At 70.7% G+C, this 11,934-nt stretch carries 11 protein-coding genes; 9 read left to right on the forward strand and 2 right to left on the reverse strand.

Annotated elements, in window-relative coordinates; genetic code table 11:
- Nucleotides 1-59: 59 nt before the first annotated feature.
- Nucleotides 60-620 (reverse strand): peptide-methionine (S)-S-oxide reductase MsrA, encoded by a 561-nt coding sequence (gene msrA, locus NON00_RS10075; protein WP_256020252.1) that lies wholly within the window; start codon nucleotides 618-620, stop codon nucleotides 60-62.
- A gap of 68 nt (nucleotides 621-688) precedes the next feature.
- Between msrA and NON00_RS10080 the strand changes: the two genes are divergently transcribed.
- Nucleotides 689-1,810, forward strand: coding sequence for a serine hydrolase (locus tag NON00_RS10080; RefSeq protein WP_256020256.1), 1,122 nt, complete (start codon nucleotides 689-691; stop codon nucleotides 1,808-1,810).
- Between the two features lie 95 nt (nucleotides 1,811-1,905).
- Complete coding sequence (locus tag NON00_RS10085) at nucleotides 1,906-2,928, forward strand: dipeptidase (protein ID WP_256020258.1); 1,023 nt, start codon at nucleotides 1,906-1,908, stop codon at nucleotides 2,926-2,928.
- A gap of 113 nt (nucleotides 2,929-3,041) precedes the next feature.
- Here the strand turns inward: NON00_RS10085 and NON00_RS10090 are convergent, their stop codons facing one another.
- On the reverse strand, nucleotides 3,042-4,421 hold the full coding sequence (locus NON00_RS10090; protein WP_256020260.1) for a formimidoylglutamate deiminase: 1,380 nt from the start codon (nucleotides 4,419-4,421) through the stop codon (nucleotides 3,042-3,044).
- 77 nt (nucleotides 4,422-4,498) lie between these two features.
- On the opposite strand from NON00_RS10090, the gene hutC reads away from it, so the two are divergent.
- The 7 genes from hutC to NON00_RS10125 all read left to right on the forward strand — a co-directional run.
- Entirely contained in the window at nucleotides 4,499-5,263 is a 765-nt protein-coding gene (gene hutC, locus NON00_RS10095) for a histidine utilization repressor (protein WP_256020262.1), read from the forward strand.
- A gap of 19 nt (nucleotides 5,264-5,282) precedes the next feature.
- Nucleotides 5,283-6,965 (forward strand): urocanate hydratase, encoded by a 1,683-nt coding sequence (gene hutU / locus NON00_RS10100; protein WP_256020264.1) that lies wholly within the window; start codon nucleotides 5,283-5,285, stop codon nucleotides 6,963-6,965.
- Nucleotides 6,965-8,479: a histidine ammonia-lyase gene (hutH, locus tag NON00_RS10105; protein WP_370688700.1), complete on the forward strand. Its 1,515-nt coding sequence runs from the start codon at nucleotides 6,965-6,967 to the stop codon at nucleotides 8,477-8,479. Before hutU ends, hutH begins: the two co-directional genes overlap by 1 nt.
- On the forward strand, nucleotides 8,476-9,672 hold the full coding sequence (gene hutI / locus NON00_RS10110; RefSeq protein ID WP_256020268.1) for an imidazolonepropionase: 1,197 nt from the start codon (nucleotides 8,476-8,478) through the stop codon (nucleotides 9,670-9,672). Before hutH ends, hutI begins: the two co-directional genes overlap by 4 nt.
- The gene (locus NON00_RS10115) at nucleotides 9,669-10,070 is read left to right on the forward strand and encodes a PaaI family thioesterase (protein ID WP_256020271.1); all 402 of its coding nucleotides are present in this window, start codon (nucleotides 9,669-9,671) and stop codon (nucleotides 10,068-10,070) included. Before hutI ends, NON00_RS10115 begins: the two co-directional genes overlap by 4 nt.
- Before the next feature lie 525 nt (nucleotides 10,071-10,595).
- Nucleotides 10,596-11,633, forward strand: coding sequence for a pyruvate dehydrogenase (acetyl-transferring) E1 component subunit alpha (gene pdhA, locus NON00_RS10120; protein ID WP_256020273.1), 1,038 nt, complete (start codon nucleotides 10,596-10,598; stop codon nucleotides 11,631-11,633).
- A gap of 3 nt (nucleotides 11,634-11,636) precedes the next feature.
- Nucleotides 11,637-11,934: biotin/lipoyl-containing protein (locus tag NON00_RS10125; protein WP_256020276.1), on the forward strand; the 298-nt coding region annotated here is incomplete at its 3' end.

Raw genomic sequence — 11,934 nt, forward strand, 5'->3', positions numbered from 1 at the left:
GGCACAGCGGGACGCCAAACTGGAAAAGTTTTTTGGTTCTTTTTTTCAAAAAAGAACGCTTACGAAAGAGCATTCTCCTTCAGCCGCCCGGCGAAGCGCTGGCGGAACTTCGCCACCTTGGGCGCGATCACCACGCGGCAATAGCCGGCCCAGGGGTTGCGGGCGAAGTAGTCCTGGTGCTCCGGCTCGGCCGGCCAGAAGGTCGCGGGGCCGGTGACCTCGGTGACCAGGGGGGCAGGCCAGAGGCGGGCCTCCTCCACCTCGGCCATCACCTGCCGCGCCGTCTCGGCCTGCGAATCGGACAGGGTGATGATGATGCTGCGGTATTGCGGGCCGATATCAGCGCCCTGGCGGTCCTTCGTGGTCGGGTCGTGCAGGGTGAAGAAGATCCGCAGCAGATCGGCATAGGAGATCACGGCGGGGTCGAAGACGACCCGCACCACCTCCGCATGACCGGTGCGCTTGCCGCAGACCGCCTCATAGCCGGGGTTCTCCACATGGCCGCCGGCATAGCCGGAGAGCACCTCGGCCACCCCCTGCAAATGCCGGTAGGCGGCATCCAGGCACCAGAAGCAGCCCCCCCCCAGGATGGCGGTCTCGGTCGTCGGAGAGTCGGACATGGCGGGGCTCCTTGTCGTGAGGGTGCAGAGATGGGGTGCCCCGCGCGGTTGCGCATCTCCCCTCCCGCTTGCGCCGCCCCCGGGCGCGCGCCACCGTCGCGGCCATGCACAGCCCCACCCCCTTCCCGCCCCGCGATCCGGCCCTGGCCGGCTTCGACCCGCAGCGCCTGGCCGAGGCCGTGGCCTTCGCCGAGGCCCAGGACAGCCCCTTCCCGCGCGATATCCTGGCGCATCTGGAAGCCGGCTATTTCGAGCCCGCGCCCGATAATGAGGTGCTCGGCAACACCGCGCCGCGTGGCGCGCCGAACGGGCTGATCCTGCGCGAGGGCGCGCTGGTCACCCGCTGGGGCGACACCCGGCAGGTGGACATGACCTTCAGCGTGGCGAAGAGCTACCTCGCCCTGCTGGCCGGGCTGGCGCTCGGGGATGGGCTGATCGGCAGCCTGGATGCCCCGGTCTCGGCCAGCGTCGCGGACCCTGCCTTCAGCGGCCCGCGCAATGGCACCATCACCTGGCGGATGCTGCTGCAGCAGACCAGCGAGTGGGAAGGCACGCTGTTCGGCAAGGCGGAGCGGATCGACCGTGGCCGCGACCTGAAGCGCGAGGGCAGCGGCCCCAAGGGCATCGACCGCCCGCTGCAAAGCCCCGGCACCTACTGGGAATATAACGACGTCCGGGTCAACGCCCTGTCCCTGGCGCTGCTGCACCGCTTCCGCCGCCCGCTGCCCGAGGTCTTCGCCGAGCGGATCATGGCCCCCATCGGCGGCAGCCAGGACTGGCGCTGGGAGGGCTACCGCACCAGCTTCGTCGAGATCGGTGGCCAGCGCCTCCCCTCCGTCTCCGGCGGCGGGCATTGGGGGGGTGGCGTCTTCACCCATGCGGAGGATCAGGCGCGCATCGGGCAGCTCATGCTGCAGGATGGCGTGTGGGAGGGCCGCCGCCTCCTGCCCGAGGGCTGGGTGGCCGCCTGCACCACGCCCTGCGCCCTGAATGCCGATTATGGCCTGCTCTGGTGGCTGAATGGCCAGGGCCGCTATCCGGGTGCCAGCCGCGCCAGCTTCCTGGCACAGGGCGCCGGCGGCAATGTCATCTGGATCGACCCGGAGCACCGCATCGTCGCCGTCTTCCGCTGGCTGGACCCGGCGGCGCTGCCGGAGGTGCTGGCGCGGGTGACCGCCGCCCTGGACTGATGCCCTGGACTGATGCCCTGGGCTGATGGGGCGGGGGCGTTGACGCGGGGCGCGGCCGGGCCGAGTCTGGCCGCTTCCTCGCTGTTGGACGAGACATGACCGACCGCCTTTCTCCCGAAGCCGTCCATGCCGCGACGCTGACGCTCGACACGCATGTGGACATCCCCTGGCCGGAGACGCCCGACCCGCGCGGCGAGACCTCCCGCTGCGTGGATTTCCCCAAGATGGCGGCGGGCGGGCTGCGCGCCGTGGTCTTCGCCGCCTATCTGCCGCAGGGGCCGCTGACGGCCGAGGGCCATGCCGCCGCCGCCGCGCGCTGCGAGGCCATGCTGCGCAGCATCCGCGCCACGGCGGCCGGCGGCGGGCGGCGCATCGTCACCCGCGCGGCGGAACTGGCGGCCCTGGCGGGCAGCCCCGATCTCGGCGTGCTGCTGGCGGTGGAGAATGGCTATGCGATGGGCGAGGATCTCTCCCGCCTGGCGCTGTGGCGCGGCCTCGGCGCCTGCTACGTCACGCTGACGCATAACGGGCACAACCTGCTCTCGGACTCCGCCATTCCCCGCCCCGACCTGGGCGATGGCGCGGCGCTGCATGGCGGCCTTTCCGCGCTGGGCCGGCAGGCCGTGGCGGAGATGAACGCCCTCGGCCTGCTGATCGACGTCTCCCACGTCGCCAAGAGCGGCATGCTCCAGGCGGTGGAGATCTCGCGCGCGCCGGTGGTGGCCACGCATACCTGCGTGCGCGCCCTGCGCGACCACCCCCGCAACCTGGATGACGAGCAGATGGACGCCCTGCGCGCCCGCGGTGGCCTGATGCAGATCACCGCCGTGCCGAGCTTCCTGCGCGCCCCCGGCCCGGACGGCAAGGCCCGCGCCAGCGTGGCCGATCTCGCCGACCATGTGGATTACGCGGTGAAGCGCATCGGCCTGGAGCATGTCGGCCTTTCTTCCGACTTCGATGGCGGCGGCGGCGTGGCGGGCTGGATGAACGCGGCGGAGACGGGCCACCTCAGCGCCGAACTTCTGCGGCGCGGCTATGACGCGGCGGCGCTTGGCCTGCTGTGGTCGGGCAATTTCCTGCGGATCATGCGCAAGGCAGAAGAAATTTCCGCCGGCTGATTTTTTCTGTTTGGCGTCCCGCTTCGGCGTTGAGGCGGGACGCCCACTGAAAAAGTTTTTTGGTTCTTTTTTTCAAAAAAGAACGCTGCCTTCTTCCTCTTTCCCTGATGCTTTCATGCCGCGAGGCGGCGCAGGGCGGCGCGGAACTCCGCCGCGATGGCGGCGGCGTGGATATGCCGCCCTTCCCGCACCACCACGCGGCCACCGGCCACCACCTGCGTCACCGGGTTGCCCTGGCCGCTGAAGACCCAGGCATCCAGCACTTCATTCTCCTCCCGCCCGAACAGCGCCGGGTGATCGGGGTCCAGCACCACGAGATCGGCGCGCTGCCCGGCGGCGATGCCGGCGATGGGGCGCCCGCTGGCCTGCGCCCCACCCGCCAGCGCCGCTTCGAGAAGATTGCGGCCGGGCCAGGGATTCGCATCCTCCGTCGCCACGGAGCGCTGGCGCAGGGCGAGGCGCTGGCTGGTCTCCAGCTGGCGCATTTCGTCACGCGGCGAGATGCCGACATGGCTATCCGTGCCGAAACCAAAACGCCCGCCCGCCGCGCGATAGGCCGGCAGGCCGAAAATACCATCCCCGAGCGAGGCCTCCGTGCTGGGGCAGAGCCCGGCCACGGCGCCACTGCGGGCGAGGCGCGCGGCCTCCTCCTCCGTCATGTGGGTGCAATGGATCAGGCACCAGCGCGCATCCAGCGGCAGGTTGTCCAGCAGCCATTGCACGGGGCGGGCGCCGGTGGCCTCCAGGCATTCCGCCACCTCGCGCAGCTGCTCGGCGGCGTGGATGTGGATGGGGCCGGCGAAACCGGACAGCGCGCGCAGCATCTCCGGCGTCACCGCGCGGAGCGAATGCGGGGCAAGGCCCAGCCCCGCCTGCGCATCGCCGGCGATGGCGGCGCGGATGCCCTCGACGATGCGCCAGAAGCCGTCCAGGTCGTTGAGGAAGCGGCGCTGGCCCGGCACCGGGTCCTTCCCGAAGATTCCGCCGTGCCGGTAGAGGCTGGGCAGCAGGGTGATGCCGATGCCCGCGCGCCGTGCCGCCGCCAGATGGCGCAGTGCCATTTCCGCGCGGTCGGCATAGGGCGTGCCGTCCGGCTGGTGATGCAGGTAATGGAACTCGGCGATGCTGGTAAAACCCCATTCCAGGCATTCGGCGTAGAGCTGGGCGGCCACGGCCTCCGCATCCTCGGGCGAGAAGCGGCCGACGAAGCGATACATGGTGTGGCGCCAGGTCCAGAAGGAATCCGTGCCACCCTCGGCGGTGCGGGCCTCGGGCGGGGAGCGGCGCTCGGTCTGGCCCGCCATGGCGCGCTGGAAGGCGTGGGAATGCAGGTTGGGCAGGCCCGGCAGGGTGATGCCGGGCAGGCGCTCCGCCCCTTCCGCCGTGGCACCCGGCTGCACGGCGGCGATGGCGCCGCTGGCCTCCACCGTGATCCGCACATCGCGCGCCCAGCCGCCGGGCAACAGGGCCAGGGGGGCGAAGAAGACGGTCATGGCGGGCCTCCTGCGGAATGGTGGCGGCATGCTGATCGCGGTTGACGAAACTTGTCAAGACAACCATGCTCAACCCCATGCCCAGCGACGACGCCCCTTCCCTGCCGCCCCCGCCGAGCCCGACTTTATTGCCCACGCCGAGCCCGGCGACGCCGCGCTACCAGCAGATCAAGGCCTTCATCCTGAGCCGTGTCGCCAGCGGTGAATGGGGCGCGGAGGACCGCGTTCCCTCCGAGAATGAACTGGTGAAGATGACCGGCGTCTCCCGCGTCACCGTCAACCGCGCGCTGCGGGAGCTGGCGGATGCGGGGCTGCTGGTGCGGGTGCAGGGGGTGGGCACCTTCGTCGCCGGGGCCAAGCCGCAATCCAGCATCCTCGAACTGCGCGACATCGCGGAGGAGATGACGGAGCGCGGCAGCCGGCATGACAGCCGCGTGCTGGCGCTGCACGCGACGCGTGCCGATGCGGCGCTGGCCATGGGCTTCGGCCTGCCCGAGGGCGCGGAACTCTTCCGCTGCCGCCTCGTGCATCGCGAGAACGGCACGCCCGTGCAGTTCGAGGACCGCTATGTGAACCCGGTGATCGCGCCGCGTTTCCTGGAGCAGGATTTCACGCGCATCACCCCCTATCGCTACCTCACCTCCTGCGCGCCGCCGGAGCGGGTGGAGCATGTGGTGGAAGCCACGCGCCCCGAGCCCGAGACCGCCGCCGCGCTGGACATCCCGCCTGACGAGCCCTGCCTGCTGATCCACCGCCGGACCTGGTCCTGGCGCGTGGTGGCGACACGGGCCTGGCTGACCCATCCCGGCTCGCGATACCGCCTCGGCGGCGCGCTGGACTGACACCGAAGGAGTGGCCTGCATGACTTTCACCCGTCTGCGCAATGCCCCCGCCATCCGCGCCCCGCGCGGCGCCACGCTGACCGCCAAGCAGTGGACGACGGAAGCGGCGATGCGGATGCTGATGAACAACCTCGATGACGAGGTGGCCGAGCGGCCGGGCGAGCTGGTCGTCTATGGCGGCATCGGCCGCGCCGCGCGCGACTGGCAGAGCTACGAGACCATTCTTTCAGTTCTGAAGCGGCTGGAAGAGAACCAGACTCTGCTGGTGCAGTCCGGCAAGCCGGTGGGCGTGTTCGAGACGCATGCCGATGCGCCGCGCGTGCTGCTCGCCAATTCCAACCTCGTCCCCGCCTGGGCCAACTGGGAGCATTTTTCCGAGTTGGATCGCGCGGGACTCATGATGTACGGCCAGATGACGGCCGGCTCGTGGATCTATATCGGCAGCCAGGGCATCGTTCAGGGCACTTACGAGACCTTCGCCGAGGCCGGGCGGCAGCATTTCGGCGGCGACCTCGCCGGGCGCTGGATCCTGACGGCGGGCCTCGGCGGCATGGGCGGGGCGCAGCCGCTGGCCGGTGTCTTCGCGGGGGCCGCGGTGCTGGCGGTGGAATGCCAGCCCAGCCGCATCGAGAAGCGGCTGGAAACGGGGTATCTCGACGCCCGCGCCGACAGCCTCGACGAGGCGCTGGCGATGATCCGGCAGGCCTACACTGAAAAGAAAGCGATCAGCGTCGGGCTGCTCGGCAATGCCGCCGAGATTTTCCCCGAGCTGGTGCGGCGCGGGGTGAAGCCGGACATCGTCACCGACCAGACCAGCGCGCATGATCCGGGCAATGGCTATCTGCCCGCCGGCTGGACGCTGGCCGAGTGGGAGGAGAAGCGGCAGAGCGACCCGCGCGCCGTGGCCGCCGCCGCCCGCCGCTCGATGGTGGCGCATGTGCAGGCGATGCTCGACTTCCAGGCGATGGGCAGCGCCGTGCTCGACTACGGCAATAACATCCGGCAGATGGCGAAGGATGAGGGCCTGGCCAATGCCTTTGGCTTCCCGGGCTTCGTGCCGGCCTATATCCGCCCGCTCTTCTGCCGTGGCATCGGCCCCTTCCGCTGGGCCGCGCTCTCCGGCGACCCGGAGGATATCCGCAAGACCGATGCGAAGGTGCGCGAGCTGATCCCCGACGACCAGCACCTGCATCGCTGGCTCGACATGGCCCAGGAAAAAATCCAGTTCCAGGGCCTGCCGGCGCGCATCTGCTGGGTGGGTCTGGGGCAGCGGCACCGCCTCGGCCTCGCCTTCAACGAGATGGTGGCGAAGGGCGAGCTTTCGGCGCCCATCGTCATCGGCCGCGACCATCTGGATTCCGGCTCCGTCGCCTCGCCCAACCGCGAGACGGAGGCGATGAAGGATGGCACGGATGCCGTCTCCGACTGGCCTTTGCTGAATGCGCTGCTGAACACGGCCTCCGGCGCCACCTGGGTGTCGCTGCATCATGGCGGTGGCGTCGGCATGGGTTATTCGCAGCATGCCGGCATGGTGATCGTGGCCGATGGCACGCCGGATGCGGCGCGGCGGCTGAAGCGCGTGCTGTGGAACGACCCGGCCACGGGCGTGATGCGCCATGCCGATGCCGGCTATGACATCGCCATCGCCTGCGCCCGCGAGCAGGGGCTGGACCTGCCGATGCTCAACGGAATGGGGCGCTGATCATGGGCGGCCTGCTCCCCATCACCCCCGGCCAGGCGAGCCTGGCCGATCTGCGCGCCCTGGCCGAGGGCGCCACGCCCGCCCTGCCCGCCGGCTGGGAGGCGCCGCTGGAACGCGCCGTGGCGGCGCTCGCCGCGCGCATCGACAGTGGCGAGGCGCTCTATGGCGTCAACACCGGCTTCGGCAAGCTGGCGAGCCAGCGCATCGGGCGCGAGGATCTGGCGAAGCTGCAGCGCAACCTGCTGCGCAGCCATGCCGCCGGGGTGGGGCCTTTCCTGCCCGCGCCGGTGGTCCGGCTGATCGTGGCGCTGAAGGCGCTCTCCCTCGCGCGGGGCGCCTCGGCCGTGCGGCCGGTGGTGGTGGAGGCGCTGCTGGCGCTGCTGCGCGCCGGGGTGCTGCCGGCCATTCCGGCCAAGGGCTCGGTCGGCGCCTCGGGCGATCTGGCGCCGCTCGCGCATCTCTCCCTCGTGCTGATCGGCGAGGGCGAGGCCTTCCTGGGCGATGAGGTGCTATCGGGGGCGGAGGCGCTGAAGCGCGCCGGCCTCGCGCCGCTGGAGCTGGGCCCGAAGGAAGGGCTGGCGCTGCTCAACGGCACGCAGGTGTCCACCGCCCTCGCCCTCACCGGGCTGTTCGCGGCGGAGCGGCTGTGGCGCAGCGCCATCACCGCCGGCGCGCTCAGCGTCGATGCCGCGCGTGGCTCGGACACGCCCTTCGACCCGCGCATCCACGCGCTGCGCGGCCAGCCGGGGCAGATCGCCGCCGCCGCCGCGCTGCGCGGGCTGCTCGCCGGCAGCGCCATCCGCGACAGCCATCGCGAGGGCGACAGCCGCGTGCAGGACCCCTATTGCCTGCGCTGCCAGCCGCAGGTGATGGGCGCCTGCCTCGACCTGCTGCACAATGCCGCCGCGACGCTGCTGCGCGAGGCCAATGCCGTCACCGACAATCCGCTGGTGACGGAGGAGGGCGAGGTGCTCTCCGGCGGCAATTTCCACGCCGAGCCGGTGGCCTTCGCCGCCGATACGCTGGCCCTGGCGCTGGCCGAGATCGGCGCGCTGTCGGAACGCCGCATCGCCCTGCTGACGGACCCGGTGCTCTCCACCCTGCCCGCCTTCCTGGTGCGCGAGGGCGGGCTGAATTCCGGCTTCATGATCGCGCAGGTGACGGCGGCGGCGCTGGCCAGCGAGAACAAGTCGCTCGCCCATCCGCGCAGCGTGGACAGCCTGCCGACCAGCGCCAACCAGGAGGACCATGTCAGCATGGCCACCGGCGCGGCGCTGCGCCTGGCGGAGATGGCGGACAATGTCGCCGCCATCCTCGCCATCGAATTGCTGGAGGGCGCGCAGGGCGTGGAGTTCCACCGCCCCCTCGCCTCCTCCGCGCCGCTGGAGGCGGTGGTGCGCGCCATCCGCGCCGTCGCCGCGCCCTGGGAGGAGGACCGCCACATGGCGCCCGACATCGCCGCGGTGAAGCGGCTGGTCGAGCATGGCGCCTTCGACGGGGTGCCGCTGCCATGAGCGGCTTCGACCATGTCTGGCTGGAGGCCAACCTCGCCACCATGGAGGGGGAGGGCCTCGGCGTCATCGAGGATGGCGCGCTGGCGGTGAAGGAGGGGCGCATCGCCTGGGTGGGGCCGCGCGCGGCCCTGCCCGCGCAGGACGCGCCGGTGACGCGCTGCGGCGGCGCCTGGATCCTGCCCGGGCTGATCGACTGCCACACCCATCTCGTCTTCGGCGGCAACCGCGCGGCGGAGTTCGAGCAGCGGCTGGCGGGCGCGACCTATGAGCAGATCGCCCGCGCGGGGGGCGGGATTTTTTCCAGCGTGCGCGCCACCCGCGCCGCCAGCGAGGAGGAACTGCTCGCCGCCGCCACGCCGCGCCTGCAAGGGCTGATGGCCGAGGGCGTGACGACGGTGGAGATCAAGTCCGGCTATGGGCTGGACCTCGACTCCGAGCTGAAGATGCTGCGCGTCGCCCGCCGCCTGGGCGCGGAGCATCCGGTGGAGGTGGTGACGAGCCTGCTCGCCGCCCATGCCGTGCCGCCGGATTTCCCCGGCGGGGCGGAGGCCTATACCGATCTCGTGGCGGGGGAGATCCTGCCGCTGGCGGCCCGCGCCGGGCTGGCCGATGCGGTGGATGCCTTCTGCGAGCGCATCGCCTTTTCCCCGGCGCAGACGGAGCGCGTCTTCGCCGCGGCGCGCGCCGCCGGGCTGCCGGTGAAGCTGCACGCCGACCAGTTGTCCGACCTGGGCGGCGCGGCGCTGGCGGCGCGCCACGGGGCGCTTTCGGCCGACCATCTGGAATATGCCAGCCCGGCCGGGCTGCGCGCCATGGCGGAGGCCGGCACGGTGGCCGTGCTGCTGCCCGGCGCCACCTATTTCCTGCGCGAGGCGAAGCACCCCGATATCGCCGCCATGCGCGCCGCCGGGGTGCGGATGGCGCTGTCCACCGACATGAACCCCGGCTCCTCCCCGGCGCGGTCGCTGCTGCTGATGCTCAATCTCGGCTGCACCCTGTTCCGGCTGACGGTGGAGGAGGCGCTGCGCGGCGTCACCTGCCACGCGGCGGCGGCGCTGGGGCTGGCCGATCGCGGCGTGCTGCGCGCCGGGCTGCGGGCGGATTTCGCCCTCTATGGCATCGGCCGGCCGGCGGAGCTCTGCTACTGGCTGGGCGGCCATCCCTGCCTCGGCCGCGTGGTGGGCGGGCGGTGACGCCGGAGGCGCTGGCCGCGCTGATCCACCAGGGCCTGCCGCTGGCGGCGGAATGGGGCATCGAGGTGGTCTCGGCCGGGGCGGGGGCGGCGGTGCTGCGCCTGCCGCCGCGCGCCGCCCTGCTGCGCCCTGGCCCCACCGTCTCCGGCCCGGCGCTGATGGGCCTGGCCGATATCGCCATCTGGGCCGCCGCCATGGCCGATACGGAGGGCGAGCAGGACGCGCTGACCGGGACGCTGACGGCGAGCTTCCTGCGCCCCGCCGGCAGCGGCGCGGTGCTGGCCGAGGCACGGTTGGTGCGCCAGGGCCGGCGCACCCTCTATGCCGAGGTCTGGCTGCGGGCGGAGGGCAGCGCGCAGCCCTGCGCGCATGTCACCTCCACCTGGCTGCGGGTGTGAGAGACGGCCTGAGAATCCCCCGCCCCCTCCCCCTCAGCGGATGGGTTTCCAAAGGCCTCAGGCTTTTGGTGGCCGCGCAGGTGACGAGAGGGGCGAGGCCCCTCTCAGGACTGCGGTTCGTCTTGGCACAGGGCCGCTGAGGGGCTGGTGGGGCGCCGCCGGGGGGGAATCCTGCGCAGAGGCATGGCGGTGGGGCCGGGCAGCTATGAAGAATGCCGCCTCACCGCTGCCCTGTGGTTATATCCGCAAAGATCCCAAAAAATGAGACGGCCCTGCATGCCGGTCATTGCTGGAAAAGCCTGCCGTCTGTCGCTTTCATTGCGCTGAACGTTCAGAAATCCTTGCGCTGTTGCGCCTCTTCAGGGTTTCCAACAGGTTTAACCGCATTTCGGTTAAACTTCATATTGCGTTGCAGCATCAGGTGCTTAGCCACGTCGTGAAGCTTGCAGTGGGCGCCAGAGCCACGTATTTGCGGGCTTGCGCCGCCGCCAATTCCGTGCGGGGCGGGCAGAATGGAGCAGCCGGATGGTCCAAGGCGCCGAAGCGGGCACCACCAAGCGTCGCGGCAAGGCAAAGACCCCCCCGACCAATTCGGGCGGGCTGTCGCAGGAACAGATGCTGCAGGCCTACCGGGACATGCTGCTGATCCGGCGCTTCGAGGAGAAGGCGGGGCAGCTCTATGGCATGGGCCTGATCGGCGGCTTCTGCCACCTCTATATCGGGCAGGAAGCGGTCGTCGTCGGCATGCAGATGTGCCTGCTGCCGGGCGATCAGGTCATCACCTCCTACCGCGACCATGGCCACATGCTGGCCTGCGGCATGGAAGCCCGCGGCGTCATGGCCGAGCTCACGGGCCGCATCGGCGGCTACTCGAAGGGCAAGGGCGGTTCGATGCACATGTTCAGCCGCGAGAAGGGCTTCTTCGGCGGCCATGGCATCGTCGGCGCGCAGGTCAGCCTGGGCACGGGCCTCGCCTTCGCCAATGCCTATAGCGGCAATGGCAATGTCTGCCTGACCTATTATGGCGATGGCGCGGCCAACCAGGGCCAGGTCTTCGAGAGCTACAACCTCGCGGCGCTGCACAAGCTGCCGGTGGTCTACATCATCGAGAACAACAAGTACGGCATGGGCACGAGCGCCGACCGCGCCTCCGCGTCCAAGGACCGCTCGAAGGATGGCAGCCCCTGGGGCATCCCCGGCGAGCAGGTGGACGGCATGGATGTCGAGGCGGTGAAGGCCGCCGGCGAGCGCGCCGTGGCCCACTGCCGCGAGGGGAAGGGCCCCTACATCCTCGAGATGCAGACCTACCGCTATCGCGGCCACTCCATGTCCGACCCGGCGAAGTACCGCACGCGGGAGGAGGTGCAGAAGATGCGCGAGCAGCATGACTGCATCGAGACCGCCCGCAAGAAGCTGCTGGAGGGTGGCCTGCCGGAGGACGATCTCAAGAAGGTCGATGACGAGGTCAAGCGCATCGTCGCCGATTCCGCCGAATTCGCGCAGACCTCGCCCGAGCCTGACGAGAGCGAGCTGTGGACCGACGTGCTGCTGGAGGCCCGCTGAACCATGGGTGCCACGATCCTGATGCCCGCCCTCTCCCCCACCATGACCGAGGGGAAGCTGTCGCGCTGGCTGAAGAAGGAAGGGGACGCGGTCAAGGCCGGTGAGATCATCGCCGAGATCGAGACCGACAAGGCGACCATGGAGGTCGAGGCGGTCGACGAGGGCACGCTGACGCGCATCCTCATCGCCGAGGGCACCGAGAATGTCGCGGTGAATTCCGTCATCGCCGAGCTCGATGGCGGCGAGGGCGGGGCCACCGCCGCGCCCGCCGCCCCGGCCGTGCCGGAGGCCAGGGCTGAGG

Origin of the sequence: Roseomonas sp. GC11, assembly GCF_024437745.1 — a bacterium.
Taxonomy (GTDB): Bacteria; Pseudomonadota; Alphaproteobacteria; order Acetobacterales; family Acetobacteraceae; genus Pseudoroseomonas.

Bases quoted from the DNA above. Each gene is read 5' to 3' on its own strand.
- hutU (WP_256020264.1), top strand. From the start codon at position 5,283: ATGACTTTCACCCGTCTGCGCAATGCCCCCGCCATCCGCGCCCCGCGC.
- NON00_RS10085 (WP_256020258.1), top strand. From the start codon at position 1,906: ATGACCGACCGCCTTTCTCCCGAAGCCGTCCATGCCGCGACGCTGACG.
- msrA (WP_256020252.1), bottom strand. From the start codon at position 620: ATGTCCGACTCTCCGACGACCGAGACCGCCATCCTGGGGGGGGGCTGC.
- hutC (WP_256020262.1), top strand. From the start codon at position 4,499: ATGCCCAGCGACGACGCCCCTTCCCTGCCGCCCCCGCCGAGCCCGACT.
- NON00_RS10090 (WP_256020260.1), bottom strand. From the start codon at position 4,421: ATGACCGTCTTCTTCGCCCCCCTGGCCCTGTTGCCCGGCGGCTGGGCG.
- hutI (WP_256020268.1), top strand. From the start codon at position 8,476: ATGAGCGGCTTCGACCATGTCTGGCTGGAGGCCAACCTCGCCACCATG.
- pdhA (WP_256020273.1), top strand. From the start codon at position 10,596: ATGGTCCAAGGCGCCGAAGCGGGCACCACCAAGCGTCGCGGCAAGGCA.